Below are 22,408 nucleotides of genomic sequence, written 5' to 3'. Positions count from 1 at the left end.
TCTAAAATAGGTATGTCTGGGAAAAAGGGGACAGGCTACTTTTATAGGTACTATCAAAACCACGTAATTTGGCAGCATCTTCTATATCTTTTCTTATTATATCAAAAATTTTCTTCAATCTCTTCGAGTAAAATTTCAAAGGCTGTATCAACTTCATTTTTATCCATTAGGTATTCCTCCCGTTATTTTGATCTCTTCTTCTGTTAAGTTATAAAGCTGATAAACCAATTGGTCTATTTGACGCTCCAGGTGGCTTGTGTCTGAGGGTGGGTTTTGCTTTTTGGCGTCTAAAATTGTATCAACTAACGATTCTATTTGCTTTACTATTGGCTCGTTGGAGTGAGTGGTGGGAGGAATGGGGATTTCTAATATGTGTTGATTCAACCAACGTATTCCTGTTGAACCTAATTTAGTACAATACCATTTATCATAAATAACTTCATTTAATTTTGAATTGAAATATCCAAGAACATATTTTAATCTATTCCCGGTTAGCATATATCCAGTATTTGAAATAAAAAATTCTCCATTTGTATCATAAGCAAATTGAGCCCCTTGTGCTAACTCCTGCCACACCAGCTTTTCTTTCTCAAACTCAGGATAATAAGCTATTTGGTCTTGTGTTTCAAACCAATTGTTGCCTGTTTTCTTACGTGCGTCAAATCCTAATTCAGGGTATTTCTTTCCTGATTGTTCTAATTGTCGAATATCAAAGTAGCTGATGAAATATTCTTTAATTGCAGGATATTCATCAATATTAAGATGTAAAGCAGGGAATGTCCCTATCACCCACAGCCCTGCCCATTCGTAATGGTAACGTTTAATGTCTCTGCCACGCAGTATGGGTTTAATAATTGCTTCGGTGCGTTTTCTTTCTTCTTCATCTTTGCAATTCGCTAAAATTTCTTCTCGTTTCTTGCTATCAATTATAAGGGCTTCATTTAAACCGGTTTTAATCCCATAGTATATGTTTACGTCCCAATCTTTCAATGGTTTGCCTATGTGCTCTATTTTTTCTTTGAGTTTTTGCTCGGCATTATTACCTATGAACCACGCATCTTTACTTAATTTGCTTAAAATTAAGCCATTCTGATTTAGAGCTTTACTTATATCGTCTTTGTCTTCTTTTTTTAGACTTATAGCTTTAAGCAAGTTCTTATTTTCTGAGTTTTGAATTAAGAGTATATTAGTATCTACTGTAGCACTTTCAAAAACTCCAGGACCTAAATCTACGAGGATTTTTGGGTTGTATTTTATAAAAAAACCTCTTAATTTTTCACCATAACCTGCTCTCATCCATTTATTAGACGTAATAAAGCATAAATGGCCGCTATTTTTTAGAATCTTTATACCTTTTTCATAAAACAGTGTATAAATATCGCCCATCCTGTTAAATACTTCATACTTAAATCTTTCGTAGAGGTTTGCAAGTTCCCCGTGATTTTTTTGAAGTTGTATATAAGGCGGATTGCCCATTACAATGTCAAAACCCCCATTTCGCATAATCTTTGAAAAATACACATAATAATCAAACTCTTTTTGGCCTCCAGTAAGCTCATAAATTTCTTTGTCTATTTCTTGTTTTAAATGTTTTTTTTGCTCAAAATTGGTTACATTATGATAATCATCTGTTAACTTCTCTAAACGGTCAAAATCTCTAAATAAATCCACATTTATTTGGCCAAGAGAATCACCTGCTACAAGCTTATAATCTAAGTTTGGCAGTGGCTTTATTGAGTTTAAGTCTTCTTCGTCTACCACAAGCGATAGCCAAAATCTAAGCCTTGTAATTTCTATTGCACCGCTGTCTATATCCACACCATAAAGGCTATTTTGTATACAGTGGCTTTTGAAATCATAAGCTGTTTTTTTTGAATCTTTGAGGTATAAATCGAGTAAAAATTCTCTTGCTTTAACAATTTCGTGCATAAGTCCTATAGGAAAAGCACCTGATCCTACAGCTGGATCTACTATTTTTACATTTTCCAAAAGATTATCTATTATACTAGCATTTTCTTGTATAAAAGTTGAGATTTTTGGATTATACTTTGAGCTTTTTTGCTCACCTTTTTCAATTTTGTCTTGGTTTTCTAAGGCTTTTATATCATTTTCTTTAAATTTATCAGAATGAAAAATAAAATTTTCCAAATCTTCTTTTAAGCTTTCTAAATCTTGCGATTTATCTTTTAGATTTTCAAATAAATACTCAACTAAAACATTTTGAGCCATAAAATGCACTATTTCTCTTGGCGTATAATAAACTCCATACTTTTTGTTAAACCTGCTTTCATCACTTTTAACGGCCTTTTTGTATTCTTCAAAGTTATCTTCTCTTATGGCATTAAGATTTTCATAAATCTTACCTAACAGCTCTGGGTCTACGGCCACTTCTTTTTCAAGGGGTTCATCTTCTTTCACAGTAAAGTTAAATAGGTCAAAGACGTCCAATATGCCGTCTTTGTCTTGATTTGAGAATAATTCATTTGGTATTGGTATTAATAAATTAATATTTTTCCAATCATAATCCCTATATGGTTCAAACAAACCACCGTTTAAAAAAGGTATCCTATAACCTAAATATTCGTGATAAGAAGGATCTGTCTGATGAGAACGCTCGTTGTTTAGCGCATCGTAGAAAAGGTATTCTAAATAATCACTAAAAAAATTCTTATTTTCAGTTTTGGCTTTTTCAAAAAGGTTTCTCAAAAAATCCCTGCTTCCTGATCCCCATGATTTATCTTTTTCTACTCCAAGCCAGCCTTTTTTTTGCAAAAAATAAAGAAAAACAATCTGACCTAATAGCTTCTTTGCAAAATCAACTTTGCTAATGTTTTTGCTGGTAAACTCATTTTTTATTGATTGATTAATTTTTATAATATTTTCTATTTCATCTACAGTTTTTATAAATAATGCTTTGTAACTGTTAAAAAACTCATCAGTTACACGCTCTACATTAAATGCCTCTTCTATTTGAGCTAACGAAGGTTTTTTTTCTAAAATTAGCGGCAAAAACCGAGACTGTGCTGTGTGACTGCTCTCATTTTTTCCAACGATAAAAGAGTACCTTTTGGCAGGTGTTGAATCATCTTTAATTTTTCCACGCTCATCAAAACTATACTGCATTTTGACAAATGAAAATCTCCAGTTGTCGCTGCCTTTAGCTATAAAAGCCACAAGTGCCGCATCCCTTAGTTGGTTGCCTCTGCCACCATTTAAATACCGCCTGATAAAATTTCTTTGAGCTGATCTTGCGCGCTCAAGCGTAATCTCATTTTTTAGAGTCACAACTAACACATCAATAATCTCATCTTTTTTGTCTGTTTCGTATTGACCTATGCGTTTATAATCATTTACATAGCTTCTAAAGCTATCAGGTATATATTGTGCTGGAATAGAAAACTCTTTTGATCCATCAAAACCCTCTAATATATTTACAAATTTCTTAAACTTCTCTAAAACAAATTGATCTTCTAGCATATCTCGTATATCTTTTTTACCATATTCTTCACTCATTTAACCCCCTCTTAAAATACATTGATAAAATAACTTCAGTTTTATAAGATTCATTTTCAAAAGAATTTTGTGCGTAGTGATCCATAAGCAGCCTTTCTGGGACGGCGTGCTGAATACTACCTAAAAGTTTTAATGGATCTGATGCTTGTTTTTTAAGGATTTCTACAGATTTTATAATTGTGCTTAAAATACCTTTTGGTATTGCACCCTCTTCTAATTTCTTTTTAAGTTTTCTAACAAAATCCTCTTGGGTGTCTGTAAGAGAAGCCCTTTTTGAATTTATGAATTTTAAATATTTCATTACCTCTTTTGATTTATCTCTACCCATTTTTGAACTGTTTTCATCTTGAGTTTCTACAGCATTTGAAAATTTATCTTTATTTAAATTAAGTAGATCAAAAAAATCTTTTATAGGCATACTTGGTCTTTTCTCATCTACTGTGCTTTCTAAAAGCTTTGCTGTTTCAATAAAATCTATTTCATTGGATTCATTGTCTTTGGCGCAGTAAAACTTTTCTATCTTGCCTTTTCTTAAATACGTAACAAGGAAATCTTGTTGCTTGCAATATTTTACGCTTCTTGCTTTTTTAGGTAATTTTTTAATTTTTTCAAACAAAACTGTGTTGTTTTTTCTAATGTCTTGTATAAGGCTCAAATATTTAAGCTCGCTGTTTTCTGGGTCATCTTCGCCTGTAATTGTAGATTTGGATGTTAGCTTGCCAAAAAGCTCATGTGAACCAATAGGCTCATCTTCGGTTAATACTGCCGCATCATCACCAAGCAATGTCAAAAACGCATTGATTTTTGCTTGGGCTATCTCTTGCAATTGAATTTGATCGTTTGACTGTCTTGTAGGAAAGAAGTTAAACACATATAAATCGCTAAATTTTGTATCTATCCTGTTTATTCTGCCAGCGCGCTGCATCATCTTTGTAGGGTTCCACGGTATATCGTAGTTTATTATAATATTTGATCTGTGAAGATTTACGCCTTCAGATAAAATATCCGTTGAAACCAATATCCTATATTCGTCCTTTTTGTTTTTTACTTTGGCATCAAAGTTTTCTATAACGGTTTTTTTTATATCTTCGCTTGATGAGCTGCTAAAAACCAAAACTTTGTCATTTTGAGACTCTTCTATTTTATCTTTTAAATAACGGGCAGTCTCTTGTGATTCTGTAAATATAATAACCTTTTTATTCTTTAAAATTTTATTTGTTGCAAGCTCAGTAATAAGTTTTTTAATCTTTGGATCATTTTTTATGCCGTCCCACATTCTTTTTATTTGGCAAAGCGTTCTATAATCGTTTGCCAGTTTGTTTCCAAAATCCTCTACAAACTCTTCTTTTGAATACTTTTGTGCTTTATCTTGATCTATAAGACTTTGGATTGCTTCGTCGTTTTCTTCTTCTATGTACTCGAATATCTTATTTGAGTATTTTTTGCTCAAATATACATTGCCTTTAGAAAACTCTTTTATAAACTTTTTATAAGCTCCCACAAAGCGTTTGATTGTAAGTTTAAAAGCATAAAAAGAACTCTCGAGCCTTTTAATAAGCAACACCTTCATAAAAGTACCCATATTTTTCTGGCCAGACAGCTCAAGATGTGTAACTTGTTTTGGGTCTTTTAAATATAACAATGGTGTATATCTTGCATAGCTTATGTTTTGTGTCAAAAGCTTAATCGTGCTATCAAAGACGTTGTCCTCTTTTTCGTCTAATTCATAAAACAATGCTTGAGGGTCATTTACTTGAGGAAATCTAAGCTTGTTTTTTTCTAAATCCTCTTTAAAGTACTTTTCAATTTCGCTTCTTGTGCGCCTTATCATGATGTATTTTAAAACTTTTTCTCTAATCTGTCGGGCATTTTCTTCTACCATTTTTATGTACTCTTGAAAATTTTCTTTCTTGTTAATTTTATTAAGATTATCTTCCAACTTATTAAAAAAACCTTCTAAATTTGGCAAACCTGGTATAGTACTTTTTCTTTTGTTTTGAAATAAGGCAATCTGAGAAAATATATCTTTTGGAGAATTGTTATATGGAGTTGCACTAACCAATATTACCCTTTTGCCACGACATATTTCTGATAGATGCTCATAAGAAATGGTAGTTTCTGTTCTAAATCTATGCGATTCGTCTATTATTATGTTTTTGTATTTCTCTAAATTATATTTGCCTGTTATATTTTTTATCTGACCAATCGATTCTGCATCAAATTTTAAATTAAAATCCCTAAATACATTTGGCCATGAGCCGGGGTTTGTGCTATCAATCAATACAGGTGAAGCAAGTATAAGAGTTCTTCCGTCAAGCTGGGATGCAAGCATAGCAGCCATATATGTCTTACCCAGTCCTACAACATCAGATAAAAACACACCGCCGTACTCTTCCAAAATGCGTTTTGCATTTAAAACTGCTTGTTTTTGGTATTCAAAATCCCTAAAATCATCGGGTAACTCTAAATTGTATAATTCGTTTGTTTCTTCTAAATCTCGTTTAAAATACTCATATAAAAATTTTAAATACAGCTCATAAGGCGTTATGTCATCTCTTAGCCATGTTTTTCTGATAACGGTATTTATGTAGTCTTCACTTATGTCAATCGCGCTTTCCCACAGTTGGTTAAACTTTTCTTTTGCAAACTCATAATCGCTGGCATTTTTTAGCTCTACATTAAACTCAAGATTATCCACAAGGCCAGAGTAACTAAAATTACTCGATCCTGTAATAATTCGTCCCCTGTCTCTATCACCTTCGGTAAAAGTCATTATGTACAACTTAGCATGAAGGTTTTTTTCTGGATACGCTCTTATTTGAATTTTTTCTGATTTAAGCCACTCTTTAAAAAGCTTTATGCCGTTTTCTGTTTCTTGAGTATCTTGTGAATTCTCAATTTCATCTATTACTTGTCTTGAGTATATTTCTTTTACTTTAACATTAGATAAATACAACTGTTTGATTAAATCGTAAGTTTGTTGATCTGTGTCAATGCCTATTAAAATTCTAATTTGTTTGGTTTTTTCAAGTGGTTCGTATAATTTATAAAATCCGCTTATATAAAAATAGCCTACAAGGCAGTCAAAAAACTCTGTATCTTTTATTAAAACTTTAAAACGCTCAAGCAAACTTTGGCCATTTTGGTTTGTTATAAAGGTCAAATCATTTATGAGCACACAAACCCCCTTTTTTAAATTATTTAACACAAAAATGGTTGATTGTAAACAAATTTTAGTATTCTTTGAGTTTTTCTTTTATTGTTTGGGCAATGCTGACTGTAATTCCTTTTATTGAGCAGAGCTCCTCAATTGAAGCTTTTTTAATATTTTCAATACTTCCAAACTTTTCGAAAAGCTTTTTTTTACGCTTTGGTCCAATAAACTCAATTCTATCAAGTGCGCTTGCGATTGTAGTGCGAGTTCTTAGGTTTCTGTGGTATGCGTTTGCAAATCTGTGTGCTTCATCACGCAATTTTTGTAAAAAATTAAGCAAACTTTTATCAACATCCACCTTGCCTTCTGGCAGATAGATGCTGTCTTTCACATCATAAAGGCTTCTTAGCGTTTTGTGGTCAATTTTTTCTTTGGCTATACCAATAGCATTTAGCTGACACTCCAAAGCCGCTTTCAGTTGAATCTGGCCACCATCTATGACTACTACATCAGGCAGTATACTTTTTGAATTCTTAAGTAAATTTATGTGCCTACAAATAGCTTCTTTCATAGAATCATATTCAAACTTTGACTCCAATTTATATTTTCTATAATATGCTTTATTAAACCCACCGATATCAAAGCGCACGGCCCCAGCAACTACATTTTCAAAACTGATATGTGCAATATCAAATACATCAAAATAATAGGGTATTTTATCCAGATTTAGCAATAATTTAATTTGTTTAAATATCTCTAAGTTTGCATTAATTTTTGAAAGGTGCAGTTCTAACTGCTGTCTTGCGTTATTTTGAGCTAATTGCAAAATTTTTAGATTTTCACCGCGCTTTGGGTTTTGTACTTCTATCTTTTTTTCAAATAAGAGCTCTGGTATATTTACCTTTTCGTCTGTTAAGATTGTTTGGGGTAATAGCTCGCCTTGCAGGTAATACTGGATGATAAATTCTTGCTTTAACTCTAAATCAAAACTTTTATTAAAGAAAAAACTCTTGCCCGCTATAACTTTACCCAATCTAATATTCAAAATATAAGCGCATGTTACACCTTCGCTTTCAAAAAAAGCAAAGCAATCCAATATTTCAGCTTTTGTGTCTGTAACAATGGGTTTTTCTTTTAATATGTTTATTGCACTAAGCGCATCTCTTAGCTCAATCGCTTTTTCAAATTGTTCGTTTTGAGCATATTCTTTTACTTGCTCAATAATTTTATGTTTTAATACATTGTGGTTTTTTGACAAGAGTATTTTTATATCATCCATTAACCTTAAATAGTCCCCTTGGCTAATTAACTGTGCGCATGGTGCTAAACATTTATTCATTTGGTAGTAGATGCATGGCTTTTGGTTTGTTTTTTGACAATTTTTATCATCTTTTTGAATAATTTTAAAATAATCCTTTATCACTTTAATTAACAAATGCAAACTATCTGCAGACGGAAATGGACCAAAATAAAAATCATTTTTGTTTTTTATACGCCTTGAGTAGGTTACACGCGGAAATTTTTCACTATAAGTTATGCGCAAATATGGGTAACTTTTATCATCCCTAAAAACTATATTATAAGGTGGTCTTTGGCTTTTTATTAAGTTGGATTCTAAAAGCAAGGCTTCTTCTTGTGTGCTTGTAACTATAAACTCTACACCGTAGGCTTCTTGCAGCATTCTTTGCTTGTATGGATCAATATTTTTTCTAAGATAAGAAGCAAGCCTGTTTCTTAAATTTTTAGCTTTGCCCACATACAAAAGCTCGTTTTCCTGGGAAAAGATCTTATATACACCGGGAAGTTTTGGAATATCATGTAAAAGGGATTTGTCCGCAAAAATTTCTACATAACTCATAGCTTGATTATATCAAAAATTTTTTAATTGTAGAGGGAGCAAAGGGCGCATGTTTGCCCTTTGCTAAATATTGTTATAGAGGGGATGATCCAGTTACAATCGGTATATTTGGATTTCTTGAAGCACTTACCATTGAGCCATTGTATGTGAAAACTAACTCGTTATCAAACAAAGCTCTTTCAACAAACCATAAACCACTTGCAAAATAACCTGTATTGCAATAAGAAATGATTGGTTTGTCTTGATTTATACCTGCTTTTTTAAGCATTCCTTCCATTTCTTGAGGAGTTTTAACTAAAAAGTAATTATCCACTTTTTTTACATACTCTCCAACTGGCAAATTTAATGCCCCTTTTATATGGCCAAATTTTGCAAGACGCTTATCGCTGGTAAATTCACCTGTATATTGGGGAGTTGGTCTTACATCAACAATTTGTATTTTATTTTCATTATTTACAGCCCATTCAACAAAATCACTAAAAATGTAAGATTGAGGTGCATTGTGATTTATAACAAACTGAGTTTTTGACAGCTTCACCTGGCCAGATTGTAGAGGCCTTTTTTCATCTACCCACTTTTCAAAACCACCATTCATAAAATAAACATTTTTTACACCAGCCCATTTTAGAGCTAATATAACCCTTGTTGCATTGGTTAGAAAAAAAGCGGGGTTATCGCCACCAGAATAAACTATTACAGTGTCTGCAGGCAAAATACCTGCATTTGACAAAACTTCTTCAAGCTGGGTATTATTTGCGATACTTGCTGCTTTAACCCCATATTTTTCGCTAAAAAGCTCGCCTGCGGGTGTCAAATTAATTGCGTTAGATAAATGAGCTTTTAAATAGGCTTCTTGAGGTCTTGCGTCAACAATTACCACGCCCTTTTTACCAATCATAGATGCAACTTCTTGAGTGCTTAAAATACCAACCTTTGCAAATGCAAAGTTGAATAACAAAAGTAAAGCAAAACACGACACTAAAGCTACGCGCTTTAACATAACTACCTCCTAGTAAGTGAATTTCTTACTCTATAATATACATATATTATAAAATTTCAACCCTAAAAAATTTTTTCAAAAATTTAAATTAGTGTATATAATATCGAAGGTATGAAAAGTTGTGTTGAAATTTTAGAGTTTGATAAATTAAAAAATATACTAAACGAGTTTGCTCAAACAACTTATGGGAAAGAATACACTGCTCAAATTGAGCCTATATTTGATTTTGAAACAGTACAACAAAGTACAAAATTTTTGGAAATTTTCTTTGAAGTTCTTGGCAAATCAATTCCAACTCTAGACGATATATACATAGACACCTATTTAAATCAAGCTTCATACTCTATATTAAGCGCAAAAGAAATTTACTACGTATATACTTTTATTGATTTTATTAGCAACTTAAATAAAAATCTTGAGGATAAACTAAAAAATTACATTACATTTGCAAACCTTGATAAATTAAAAATTTTAATAGCCCAAACAATAGACGAAACAGGATACGTTAAGGACGCAAGCACAAAAAAGCTTTCTTTTTTGCGTTCTAAAATAAAATCCACAAAGGATGAGATAGCTACGTTTTTGCACTTTTTTGTAAGAAAAAAAGGGTTGCAAAATATCTTGCTTGACACAAATGTGTTTTTGAAAAATTCTAGGTTTACGATACTGGTTAAACCAAACTACAAAGAGTACATTAAAGCCAGAAAGGTCGATATATCAAAAGCAGGTTTTTTTGTAGAACCATACGAAGTGTTTGAAAAAAATAATTATCTTGAAGATTTAATTTTGGAAGAAACCAAAGAAACTCAAAAAATTTTAACAGCTTTTACCAACCTAATTAGAAAGTACACTAAAGAACTTATACATAATACAAAAGAACTGGCAAAACTCGATAGTTTTTGTGCAAAAATTTTATTTGCAAATAAATTTGATGCACATTTAACACACTTTGATGAAACAAAGCGCCTTATTGCACAAGATTTAAAACATCCTTTGCTTTTAAAAACGCAGCAAAATGTTGTAGGAAACAGTTTAGAATTAAATGGGTCTTTAATCATAACAGGACCAAATACCGGCGGCAAAACAGTGTTTATAAAGCAAGTAGGGCTGGCTGTGCTATGTGCGTTTGCAACTATTCCAGTTTGTGCGCAATACTTTTGTGTTGGCAAAGTCTCAAACGTTTTTGCCGTTATAGGCGATGAGCAGCAAACCGAAAGCTTAAGTACCTTTTCTTCCAATATGGTGAGAATAAAAGAAATAATTGAGAAATTTGATGAAAACTCGCTAATATTATTGGATGAGCCAGGAAGTGGCACAAGCCCAGAAGAAGCCTACGCCATAGTATATGCTATCTTTTCTTATCTGAATAAAAAAAACCCAATGCTTATAATGAGCACGCATTATAGAAACTTAGTATACAAACTAAAAGAAATAGACAATGTGCGATTAGCTGCTTTTGAATTTAATGAGGAAAAATTACAGCCAACCTATAAACTTGTTTTTGGTAAAATTGGCAAAAGCTACGGTATAGAAATTATGCAAAAATACTTAAACAATGAAATATTTGAAATCTCAAAAAAGGTTTTTGAATCAAAAGAAAGTCAAATATTTGACAAATATGAAAAAGAGCTCAATGATATGATAAATAAAAAAGCTTTATATACAAATCTTATAAAAAGATACAAGATGCTTTTTAATAAGCTCAATCTTGAAATAGCTCAACTAAAACAAAATTTGCTTAGCGAACATAATGAAACAGTAAATCAATATAACCATTTGTTTGACTCCCTTAAAAAAGAAATATCAAGAGTTATCAAAACAAAAGAAATAAAAGACGCTCAAAGACTTGTAAATACACTAGAAACGGCAAACATACACCCAAAAATACAAAACCTAAACAATCCTCAAACATTTGAAAAAGGGGATACCGTTCAACTTGGAAAATCTATTGGTACAATAATTGGTATTAAAGGTGAATACGTTCAAGTCAATATAGATGGCAAAATAGTTAGTGCAAAAACATCATTGCTTGAAAAAAAGCAACCAAAAATTAAACAGAGCAGCTTAAATGTAATTCATTCACCAAAAGAAACAAAAGAGCTAAACATTATTGGCATGCATGCGTTTGAAGCAGAACTAGAGGTTTTACAATTCTTGGAGTATGCTGCTTTAAACAACATCAAAGAAGTTCGTATAATCCATGGAAAAGGTAGTGGTGTATTGAAAGAAATGGTAAGGAATTTATTAAAAGAACACAAATCGGTTGAGAGTTTTTCGATGGCACCACCTAATTTAGGCGGAGATGGTGCTACAATAGTGATTTTGAAATGAATTTAGTTGAAGAAATTAAAAGTAGATTGGACATCGTCGATTTTATAAATAGGTACATAAATTTAAAAAAAAGCGGTAATAATTATATTGGTTTATGCCCTTTTCATTCCGAAAAAACGCCGTCTTTTACTGTAAACAAAGAAAAACAATTTTTTCATTGTTTTGGTTGCGGAGAAAGTGGTGATGTAATAACTTTTTATATGAAAATTGAAAATTTAGATTTTAAAGAGGCTATTAAGAATTTGGCGCTTCAGCTTGGGTTAGAGATTAATTCCGAAGATGAAAGCACAAAGAAAGAAAACCTATTGTTTGATGTAAACAAATTTGCATGCGAATTTTTTCAAAAAAAACTTAAAAATTCTGACTTTGCGCAAAATTATCTTGAAAAAAGACAAATAAAACAGGAAACCCAGGAAGTCTTTCAACTCGGTTATAACCCAAATGACAACTCGCTAGTGGATTTTTTACTTAAAAAATACTCAATCAAGCTACTTAACGAAAGTGGGATTGTATCCAACGCTTACAATATATTTGCTGGAAGATTGATGTTTCCAATATCCGATGAATATGGTAAGATTGTAGGGTTTGCAGGCAGAGCCCTGCATGATAACCAAAAAGCAAAGTATATAAATACGAAAGAAACTGCCATATTTTTAAAGCAGCGATTGCTCTATGGTTTTGATAAAGCAAAAACCTACACAAAAGATTACCTTATAGTTTGTGAAGGTTATTTTGATTGCATCAGATTATACCAAGAAGGTTTGCAGTGCACAAGCGCAACAATGGGCACAAATTTGTCCGATTACCACATTAGGCTTATCAAAAGATACACTGATAAAATTTACTTCAATTTCGACTCAGACGAAGCCGGTATAAACGCAATGTTAAAAAACACCAAAGTTTTGGGTCAGTTGGATGCATATGTGGTAGAGTTTAGCCTTAATGATACACAAAAAGAAGATCCAGATAGCTTTGTAATGAAATACTCTATACAAGAGTATAAAAAACTATTGCAAAGCGCAAAAGACTATTTCAGTTTTTTAGAAGAAAAGATATTAAAACAGCACAATTTGCAAAATGCTAGACTTAGTCAATCACAACCAATATCAGTTGCCAGTGCAATTAATGCTATAAAAAATGCCATAGACAATATTAGCGACTCTGTGTTAAAAAGCCTATATTACTCAAAAGCAAGACGACTTCTAAACTTAAACATTGTTCAAAAAAACTATAAATCGCAAGAGACAGCCAAAAAAACATACACAAAAAGCCACTACATAATTTCTTACCTACTAAAAGACCCTTTTTTACTAGATTGGATAGAAGACAAGGAAGAATTTGCAAAGAACTTTGACGTTGTGCTTAAAGAGATATTTTTTAAACTTACGCAAAACAAAGACGTTAGTTTTGAACAATTTGTATCCACTTTGGATAAACAAAGTGCTTCAATGTGCTATGAATTGTATTTATTAACGCAAGAAGAATCAATTTCTCAAAAACGCGCAAATTTTTTAATGCTTATGAATACTTTAGAGTTGGAAAAGCTCAAAAAACAAATGCACTATTACTTAAAAAGAATTGCCGAAGATCCAGACAATGAAGAATTAAAAGAATCCTACAGGCAAACCAAAAATAAACTGCAAAGGCTAAAGAATGAATAAAATAAAGGTGCCATTTAAATTTAATTTAGAATATACATTAGAAAGTGGCCAGATTTTTAGGATATCAAAAATAAACGATGGCTACAGAATATTTTCTAGCGTAATTTTTGATGTGTATTTTGACGGCAATTACTTATACTATAACAATGCCGATGAAAACTATATAAAGAGATTTTTCTCGCTAGATATTGACTTTGATAAGATTATTGAGCAGATCTCAGTTGACAAATACATAAAAAAAGCAGTAAAAGCTTTTGAAGGCTTAGTTATATTAACGCAAAACCCTTATGAGGCTACTGTGTCTTTCATATGCTCAGCTTTTAATAATATTAAGCGCATAAGGCTAATGCTAGATAGAATGTGTACGGTATACGGCAACCAAACGGGTCTTGGTTACACATTTCCAGTCTGTGGTGTAGACTTCGATGAAAATAAACTACAAAATTGCGGTTTTGGCTTTAGAAAAAAATATATAGCTCAGCTGCAAAAGAGCAAGGAATTCTTTTATTATTTACACAATCTCGATACTAATTTTGCAAAAAAAGAATTAATGGGTATAAAAGGGATAGGATCCAAGGTAGCAGATTGCATCTTGCTTTTTGCATATAGACGCTACGAGGTATTTTGCACTGATGTATGGATAAAAAGAATTATAGAAAAACTTTATTTTAACGATACTAAACAAAGTGTAAGAATTATTGAAGAATTCGGAAAAGATTATTTTGGAAAATACGCCGGTGTTGCCCAACAATACTTATTTTTGGCAGCAAAAAAAGGAGTTATATGAGTTACCTAGTTGATTTTGCTAATTTTTTAGTAAATGCTATTGGAGCATCAGGATACATTGGTATTTTTTTATTGATGTTTTTGGAAAGCTCTATTGTGCCACTGCCTGGAGAATTTGTCATCCCTCCTGCTGGATATTTAGCAGCTACTGGAAAAATGAATTTATGGATAGTGATTATTGATGGAACACTTGGAAGTTTGTTCGGAGCACTTTTTAATTATTATATTTCAAAAACTCTGGGCTTAAAATTTGTTTTAAAGTTTGGAAGAATCTTTAGACTTGATCATGCTTTGAAAAAAACAGTTATTTTCTTTGAAAAGCACGGAGCGATAAGTGTTTTTATTGGAAGACTCTTGCCTACAATTAGACACCTAATTTCTATACCCGCTGGTCTTTCGAAAATGAGAGTATTTGCATTTAGCCTTTTTACAACAGCGGGTGCTTTAATATACACTGCTGGATTAGCCTTTATTGGCTATTTTGTAGGTAAAAATCCAGATCTTCTAAAATACTATATGCACAGATTTAGTTTAGGTTTACTTATATTCGCACTAGTATTAATTGCAGGATATATCATTTACAGGAGAAAATATGATAAGTGAGTTTAAAAGAATTGGAGACATGCTATTTTTGATGGGACTTGTTGATGCATCAAGTGGTAATATGAGCTCTAAGGTAAAAGATGGAATTTGGATAACAAAAACTGGCATGAGTTTATTTGGTTTAAAAAGTAAGGATATTGTAAAAATTGAGCTGGAAAGGGATGTTCGCTGGAATGCCGCTTCAAGTGAGGTAGAACTGCATGTTAATATTTACAAAAAAATTGATGAGGTAAAAGCAATAGTACATGCCCATAGTCCTTACACGGTTGCCCTATCAATAAAACATAGCAAAATTACACCTAAAGACCACGAAGGCAGGTTATTTTTAAAACAGGTTGATGTGCTCGATATAAAAAATTGGGATGAGGCAAAATATGCAATAGCTCAGTATTTTTTTGAATCAAAAAAACAGATCGTTGTGGCAAAAGGACACGGCGTTTTTGCGATTTCTGATAATTTATTTAACGCTTCAAAACTAGTTAGTGCATTAGAGTTTAGCTCTAAAATCATTATTTTGGAGGATAAAGCATGAAAGTTGTACTGGTTGATTTTTTAAACGCTTACCCACTTTATTTTGCACTTGTAAATAAAATAATAGATAACGATATTGAGTTTATCAGAAAAATGCCATCAGTATGCGCAAAAATGCTTTACGAAAAACAGGTTGATGTGGGTATAGCACCCTCAATTGAGTATGCAAAATCTGATCATTACATTATACCAAATGTTTGCATATCAAGCGATTACAAAGTAAAAAGTGTGGCATTATTTTTAAAAAAACCTCTCAATAAAGTCAAAACTGTTAAGCTTGATAAAAATTCAAATACATCCGTTGCATTAACTAAAATTCTATTTGCTTATAAGTATAAGATTGGTGTAGAATACACTGAAGATAAAGCTGATTGTGAGCTTGTTATAGGGGATAATGCGCTCTATCGCATAGAACACACAGATGAGCAAGTTATTGATTTGGCTTATGAATGGATGGAATTTAGCGGGTACCCTTTTGTGTTTGCGCTGTGGATTGCAAACAAAAAAATACCAACGCATTACACTGACTTATTTTTAAAAGCAAAAAATTGGGGTATAAATCATTTAGAAACAATTGCCGAAGCTTTTTGTGATACGCACAATTATGATTACAACAAAGCCTATGATTACTTAAAAAATAATTTATCCTACGATCTAGGCGAAAATAAAATAAAATCGCTTGAGATATTCTTTGAGTATGCGTATAAACTTAACCTAACCTCTAAAAAATCAAATTTGCATTTTTTAAATGAATAAAAACATAAAATATCTCTTATTCGTAAGATTCTTAAGGAGCATTGGGCAAGGTCTCTTAATCGTCGACTTTGCTCTATACTTAAAAGCAATGGGCTATAATGGCTTTCAAATAGGATTGGTTTACACATTTGTAAGCTTATTTGGTGCTTTTGGAAGTTTATTCGTGGGTATAATTAGCGATAAAACTAAACGAAAACCTTTTTTAGTGATATACACCGTACTTTTGATGATTGCAAGCCTAGGTATGCTTTTTGCAACCGATATTTATGCCATTGCGATTTTTAGTGCTTTTGGGAGTTTCGGCCTTGGCGCAAATGGCGCAGCAGGTCCTTTTTCGCCTGCAGAACAAGCGCTTTTGGCAGAAAATATAAAACCAAATACGCGAGGAGCCATTTTTAGCTTAAATACTGCTTTGGGATTTTTGGGTATGTCAATCGGCTCTGCTTTTGCAATGGTTTTTTCTTTTTTAAAATTTAAGCAAAATAATTTAGAATATCAACTACCATATATAATAATATTTGTGTTTGCAATATTAACGCTAGTTTTACTGTTAGAAGTTAAAGAAAACTATAGATCAAAAGTTGCAAAATCAAGCTTATCAAATACGCAAGAACAAAGCGTTAATAAAAAAGAAAATTTTAACTTATTAAAGCTTATAGGGCTAAACAGTATTAATGGTTTAGCAATTGGCCTTAAAGGCCCCTTAATAGCCTACTTTTTTGCCGTAAGATTTGGGGTTGGTGCAAAGCACATTGGCCTAATTTTTGCAATAACATTTTTACTTAGCGCTATACTATCTTTTTATACAGGCAAACTCTCTTTACGTGTTGGCATTATAAAATCTGTTTTTATCCAAAGGCTTATTGGACTAGTTTTCTTAATTCTATTACCACTTGCACCATCCTACATTATAGCATCAATATTTTACATTTTTCATCAGATTTTTAATAGAAGCTCAGCAGGTGCAAGGCAAGCACTTACTGTAAGTCTAGTTAGAGACAAAAGAAGAGGGTTTGCGGTAAGCATAAATTCAGCTTCTATGCAGTTCCCACGTTCTATAGGTCCTTACGTTGCCGGTATTCTTTTTGATGCTAGCCTTTTTGCAATACCATTTTTTATGGCTGCTTTTTTGCAAGGACTATACTTAATTTTTTACAAAAAATTTTTTAAAGACTTTAACTTCCCAACAGAATAAGTAATTTCTTGACTCAATTAGCTTTATATGTTAACATAATTTTTAATGGTTATACCAATTGCATTGCTTTTGCTAAGTATTTTTTTTATAGTTATTGCAAGTGAGACTTTTACTAACTCTTTAGAATATATTGGCTTTAAATTAAACCTTTCCCAAGCAGTAATTGGCTCAATTTTAGCGGCTATTGGCACTGCTTTGCCAGAAACTATACTACCCGTTATTGCAATTTTATTTTTAAAACATTCAGCACACGAAATTGGCATAGGTGCTATACTTGGCGCACCTTTTATGCTTTCAACGCTTGGTTTTTTTATGGTCGGCATAGGCGTTACAATAAGGTATTTCTTTAAAAAAGGTACTTTTAATGTTAACATAGAGAAAAAAACTACAAAGAGAGACTTAATATTTTTTTTGATATCTTATACGCTTGCAATTGCAACAACCCAGTTGACTAACCTAAAACATTTAATGGCTTTAGTAATAATTTTGATTTATATATTATACATGTATTTAACATTCAAAGGCAGAAGTTCAAAGTTAGAATTTGAAGACAAATTATCATTTTCAAAATATCTAAAGCTAAAAGAAAATTTGTTTGTAGGCTTTTTTCAGTTGTTTTTCTCTTTGTCTGTTATGATTTTTGGAGCTTATGCATTTGTAAATCAATTAAGTACTTTAAGCCAGCATTTCGGGTTTAATCCACTGATATTTTCCCTGCTTATTTCTCCTATTGCAACTGAGTTGCCGGAAAAAATTAACTCTCTAACGTGGACGCTTAAAAATAAAGATATTTTAGCCTTTGGTAACATTAGCGGTGCAATGGTTTTTCAATCAAGCTTTCCAGTTAGTATTGGTATACTTTTAACCGAGTGGACAATAACGCAAAGCGCTCTTCTTAGTGCTTATATTGCATTATTTAACATAGCATTAATGCTTTTTTGGACCTATGCTTTTAAAAAATTAAATGGATTTATATTTAGCATCAATTTATTCACCTACATTTATTATTTGCTTAAAATTATATAAGTGGTTAAATAAACCTATTCTTGACTAGCGTTAGGTGGAGTAGCTAATATCAGTATAAAAAAAGTAGCCAACATTCCCTAACCCCAGACTTTTTTGTTTTAGAGATAAACCTATATAACGCCCTGATCTATCATAGCCGTTGCCACTCTAATAAATCCTGCTATATTAGCACCTGTGATTAAATTTCCCGGCGATCCAAACTCATCTGATGTTTCATTGCAAGTTTTATATATATTCACCATAATCTCTTTTAGCCTTTTGTCTGTATACTCAAATGTCCAGACATCATGACGGCTGTTTTGAATCATTTCTAGAGCTGATGTTGCCACACCACCTGCATTAGCCGCTTTAGCGGGTGCAAATAAAACTCCTGCATCTAAAAAAGTTTTAATTCCTTCGGGTGTGGTCGGCATATTGGCGCCCTCACCAACGGCAATGACACCATCCTTAATCAGTGTATCTGCATCTTTTTTTGTTAGTTCGTTTTCCGTAGCGCAGGGCAAGGCAATGTCTGTTTTGATTTTCCATATATTGCCGCCCTCATAATAAGTAGCCGTTTCATGAAACTTTGTATATTCCTTAATTCTCTTTCTTTCAATCTCTTTAATCTGTTTTACCGTCTCAACATTGATACCACTTTCATCATAAATTACACCCTTTGAATCACTCATTGCGGTAACCTTTCCGCCCAACTGAGTCACCTTTTCCGCCGCATATATAGCTACATTTCCAGAGCCAGAAATCGTTACCTTCATACCATCAAATGATTTTTTATGATCTCTCAACATTTCATCCACAAAATATACCAGCCCATAACCCGTAGCCTCCGTTCTTACCTGACTTCCTCCCCAATTCAGTTTTTTACCTGTTATGACTCCAGCTTCAAATTTGTGAGTTAACCTCTTATATTGCCCAAACAAATAACCTATTTCTCTTTGGCCAACTCCTATGTCTCCTGCTGGAACATCTATATCATCTCCCAGATATCTGTATAGCTCTGTCATGAATCTTCTACAAAATCTCATTATTTCTCGGTCTGACTTATCATGTGGATCAAAGTCGGAACCGCCCTTGGCCCCGCCTATTGGCATTCCAGTTAAAGCATTCTTAAAGATCTGTTCAAATCCAAGAAATTTTACAATTCCCAGATAAACGGAGGAGTGAAATCTTAATCCTCCTTTATAAGGACCTAAAGCATTATTAAATTGAATGCGAAAGCCTCTGTTTATATGCAATTCACCTTTATCATCTTCCCATACAATCCTGAATATAATTTGACGATCAGGTTCACAAAGACGCTCAATGATATTATATTCATAAAACTCAGGATGTTTAGCAAGCACTGGTGGTAGTGAAGCTAATACCTCTTTTACCGCCTGAAGATATTCAGTTTCTCCGGTATTCCTATCTGTCACCTCTTTGTAAATAGATTCCAATTTTTCATCAACACCAAACACAAATAACCTCCTCCAAATTTTTAATATACATAAATATAAAAGTACATTTATCATATTTATTATATGAATTTACATATATTATGTCAATTTTTTTCGCAGGCAGTGTACAATGAATAGTGTTAAGCCCTAAGTAAAGAGAGGCTAACGAAGCAAACTTTATATAAAGCATATCAAATCAAAAAGGCTTAATGTATTGAGTACGAATGTTTAAAGAAAAGCAAGAACTAGCAGAAAGAGTGGGGATACAAAAGAAACAGAATGAGCAACACAATTGAGTTAACATTGCCAAAATTTCTTCAGATTTTTAATTAAGTTAATTAATTAAAAATGCATTTATTTTTAAATTATTTTAATTACAAATAGTTGACTTATTAAAAGTAAAAAATTATAATAAGAAATAATTTTAAGAAAGGGGGTTCTTATGAAAAGTACGCTGTTTAAAACAGTCTTGTTTGTATTAGCAGCTGTGTTTACTTTTGGATTTGGTGCAAACAAATCTCTTGCAGCGCAAAGCACCATTAAGGTTGGTGTTGTATTTTCAATGACAGGGCCAATTGCCGCTTTTGGACAAAGTTCTTGGGATGGTCTACAGGTAGCTAAAGAAATTATGCCAACTGCCTTGGGTAAAAAAATTGACCTTATACTAGTAGACGATCAGGGCGATAAAGTCCAGGCAGCAAATGCTGTAAACAAACTTGTCTACAACAACAAAGTCGATGCAATTATCGGTCCTCTAATTTCAGGTAATGTTATGTCTGCTACACCTATTGTGGAAAAAGCCAAAATTCCGCTAATTACACCCACTGGAACAAGCCCATTGCTAACTCAAGGTAAAAATTTCATTTCAAGAGCATGCTTTATTGACCCATTTCAAGGCAAAGTTGCAGCCATTTATGCAGTAAAAAATTTACATGCAAAAACTGCAGCAATTGTTATAGACTCAGCACAAGACTACTCTGTTGGACTTGCAAAATTTTTTGAAGAAAATTTCAAAAAATTGGGTGGTAAAATTGTAGCTAAAACATTTATACAAACTGGAGAAAGCAATTTTTCTGCTCAAATAGCTGCTCTTAAGCCTTCAAACCCACAAATTATCTATATGCCATGCTATTATCAAGAAATGGCTCTTTTTGCAAGACAAGCAAGGGAATTCGGCTTAAAACAAACAATATTAGCCGGGGATGGTGCAGCAGAAGCCGCATTAATAAAAGTTGGTGGCTCTGCAGTAAATGGTTTAACGTTTACAACAGGTTTTGCTCCAGAAGCTATAAAAACTGCTTTGGGCAAAAAATTTGAGCAAGCCTATATGGCAAAATACAAAAAATTACCCGATAACTTTGCTGCTTTATCAGCGGATTCATATTTTATGTTAGTTAACGCAATCGACAGAGCAAAATCAGACAATCCAGTCAAAATTAATACAGCACTTAGAGAAACCAAAAACTTTCAAGGCATAACTGGCAGCATTACGCTTGTTAATGGTGATGCGATAAAACCAGCTGTTATTGAGAAAGTTGAAAACGGCAAATTTGTGTATGTTACAACAATCAATCCTTAAATTCAAAGGCTACTTCTGGGGCAGCACTTGCTGCTCCTTTTACAAAATTAAAAACTATATATTTTCTAAAAGGATGACTAAATAAATGTTAACAACCATTATACAGCAATTAATAAATGGAATTTCTGTGGGCAGCTTGTATGCTCTTGTTGCCATTGGTTACACGATGGTGTATGGCGTTTTAAGAATGATAAACTTTGCTCATGGCGATATTTTAATGGTAGGGGCATATTTGGCGTTTTTTGGAATTAGTGCATTTATGCTACCGTGGTGGGTCTCTTTTACTACTGCGATTATACTAACAGGCTTTGCTGGTGTTTTGGTTGAACGATTAGCATATAGGCCAATTCGCAATGCAAACCGTGTTTCTTTGTTAATTACGGCTGTTGGTGTATCTTTTTTTCTTGAGAATCTGTTTTTAGTGCTATTTGGTGGTGTACCAGAGGCTTTTCCAATCGCGCCTATTTTCCAAGGCGTTCTAAATTTTAATCAAATATACTTGCCCGTTGTAAGCATTTATACACCTATTCTGGCACTTGTACTTTTATATGTGTTGCTCTATATTTTGCATCATACAAAGTATGGTATGGCAATGCGATCAATTGCGCTAGATATAGATACCACAAGTCTTATGGGTATAAATGTTGATATCGTTATCTCTTTGGTTTTTTTTATAGGCTCTTCCTTGGCAGCAGTAGGTGGCATCTTGTGGTCTACACAGTATCCTTCAATAAACCCTCTAATGGGTATTATGCCTGGTTTGAAAGCTTTTGCAGCCGCAGTGTTAGGTGGTATTGGTGATGTGGCTGGTGCTGCAATTGGCGGGCTTGTGCTTGGCATCTCAGAAGTGTTAATCGTTGCCTTTTTTCCTAGTTTAGCTGGTTATAAGGACGCTTTTGCCTTCTTGCTATTAATACTTGTACTTTTGTTTAAACCAACAGGTATTATGGGAAAAGAATTAGAAAGGAAGAGATTTTAA

The 22,408-nt window shown here is 32.8% G+C and carries 15 protein-coding genes; 10 read left to right on the top strand and 5 right to left on the bottom strand.

The window, feature by feature from the left end:
• Nucleotides 1-159: 159 nt before the first annotated feature.
• The 4 genes from DESAMIL20_RS01350 to DESAMIL20_RS01335 form a co-directional block, all read right to left on the bottom strand.
• Complete coding sequence (locus DESAMIL20_RS01350; RefSeq protein ID WP_086033083.1) at nucleotides 160-3,513, bottom strand: Eco57I restriction-modification methylase domain-containing protein; 3,354 nt, start codon at nucleotides 3,511-3,513, stop codon at nucleotides 160-162.
• Complete coding sequence (locus DESAMIL20_RS01345) at nucleotides 3,506-6,691, bottom strand: helicase-related protein (RefSeq protein WP_086033082.1); 3,186 nt, start codon at nucleotides 6,689-6,691, stop codon at nucleotides 3,506-3,508. Before DESAMIL20_RS01345 ends, DESAMIL20_RS01350 begins: the two co-directional genes overlap by 8 nt.
• Nucleotides 6,692-6,746: 55 nt before the next feature.
• A complete protein-coding gene (gene uvrC, locus DESAMIL20_RS01340; protein ID WP_086033081.1) occupies nucleotides 6,747-8,525 on the bottom strand; it encodes an excinuclease ABC subunit UvrC in 1,779 nt (592 codons plus the stop codon).
• Nucleotides 8,526-8,598: 73 nt separating this feature from the next.
• On the bottom strand, nucleotides 8,599-9,525 hold the full coding sequence (locus DESAMIL20_RS01335; protein WP_086033080.1) for a sulfurtransferase: 927 nt from the start codon (nucleotides 9,523-9,525) through the stop codon (nucleotides 8,599-8,601).
• Between the two features lie 111 nt (nucleotides 9,526-9,636).
• On the opposite strand from DESAMIL20_RS01335, the gene DESAMIL20_RS01330 reads away from it, so the two are divergent.
• The 8 genes from DESAMIL20_RS01330 to DESAMIL20_RS01295 are packed head-to-tail and all read left to right on the top strand — an operon-like array spanning nucleotide 9,637 to nucleotide 18,414.
• On the top strand, nucleotides 9,637-11,856 hold the full coding sequence (locus DESAMIL20_RS01330; protein ID WP_086033079.1) for an endonuclease MutS2: 2,220 nt from the start codon (nucleotides 9,637-9,639) through the stop codon (nucleotides 11,854-11,856).
• Nucleotides 11,853-13,517, top strand: coding sequence for a DNA primase (gene dnaG / locus DESAMIL20_RS01325; protein ID WP_086033078.1), 1,665 nt, complete (start codon nucleotides 11,853-11,855; stop codon nucleotides 13,515-13,517). Before DESAMIL20_RS01330 ends, dnaG begins: the two co-directional genes overlap by 4 nt.
• Complete coding sequence (locus DESAMIL20_RS01320; RefSeq protein ID WP_086033077.1) at nucleotides 13,510-14,304, top strand: DNA-3-methyladenine glycosylase family protein; 795 nt, start codon at nucleotides 13,510-13,512, stop codon at nucleotides 14,302-14,304. The genes dnaG and DESAMIL20_RS01320 overlap by 8 nt, the downstream gene beginning before the upstream one ends.
• On the top strand, nucleotides 14,301-14,906 hold the full coding sequence (locus tag DESAMIL20_RS01315) for a DedA family protein (protein WP_086033076.1): 606 nt from the start codon (nucleotides 14,301-14,303) through the stop codon (nucleotides 14,904-14,906). The genes DESAMIL20_RS01320 and DESAMIL20_RS01315 overlap by 4 nt, the downstream gene beginning before the upstream one ends.
• Complete coding sequence (locus DESAMIL20_RS01310; RefSeq protein ID WP_086033075.1) at nucleotides 14,896-15,438, top strand: class II aldolase/adducin family protein; 543 nt, start codon at nucleotides 14,896-14,898, stop codon at nucleotides 15,436-15,438. Before DESAMIL20_RS01315 ends, DESAMIL20_RS01310 begins: the two co-directional genes overlap by 11 nt.
• Nucleotides 15,435-16,193, top strand: a complete 759-nt coding sequence (locus tag DESAMIL20_RS01305; RefSeq protein WP_086033074.1) for a menaquinone biosynthetic enzyme MqnA/MqnD family protein — start codon at nucleotides 15,435-15,437, stop codon at nucleotides 16,191-16,193. The genes DESAMIL20_RS01310 and DESAMIL20_RS01305 overlap by 4 nt, the downstream gene beginning before the upstream one ends.
• Entirely contained in the window at nucleotides 16,186-17,388 is a 1,203-nt protein-coding gene (locus tag DESAMIL20_RS01300) for an MFS transporter (protein ID WP_086033073.1), read from the top strand. The genes DESAMIL20_RS01305 and DESAMIL20_RS01300 overlap by 8 nt, the downstream gene beginning before the upstream one ends.
• Before the next feature lie 45 nt (nucleotides 17,389-17,433).
• A complete protein-coding gene (locus DESAMIL20_RS01295; protein ID WP_086033072.1) occupies nucleotides 17,434-18,414 on the top strand; it encodes a sodium:calcium antiporter in 981 nt (326 codons plus the stop codon).
• 110 nt (nucleotides 18,415-18,524) lie between these two features.
• Here DESAMIL20_RS01295 and gdhA read toward each other — a convergent pair whose 3' ends face one another.
• A complete protein-coding gene (gdhA, locus tag DESAMIL20_RS01290) occupies nucleotides 18,525-19,871 on the bottom strand; it encodes an NADP-specific glutamate dehydrogenase (RefSeq protein WP_239393357.1) in 1,347 nt (448 codons plus the stop codon).
• Between the two features lie 421 nt (nucleotides 19,872-20,292).
• Between gdhA and DESAMIL20_RS01285 the strand changes: the two genes are divergently transcribed.
• The gene (locus DESAMIL20_RS01285) at nucleotides 20,293-21,429 is read left to right on the top strand and encodes an ABC transporter substrate-binding protein (protein ID WP_086033070.1); all 1,137 of its coding nucleotides are present in this window, start codon (nucleotides 20,293-20,295) and stop codon (nucleotides 21,427-21,429) included.
• Nucleotides 21,430-21,514: 85 nt separating this feature from the next.
• Nucleotides 21,515-22,408 (top strand): branched-chain amino acid ABC transporter permease, encoded by an 894-nt coding sequence (locus tag DESAMIL20_RS01280; RefSeq protein WP_086033069.1) that lies wholly within the window; start codon nucleotides 21,515-21,517, stop codon nucleotides 22,406-22,408.

The sequence above is a fragment of the Desulfurella amilsii genome (assembly GCF_002119425.1).
GTDB classification, from domain to species: Bacteria; Campylobacterota_A; Desulfurellia; order Desulfurellales; family Desulfurellaceae; genus Desulfurella; species Desulfurella amilsii.
This window is presented reverse-complemented; position numbering and strand designations above follow the sequence as displayed.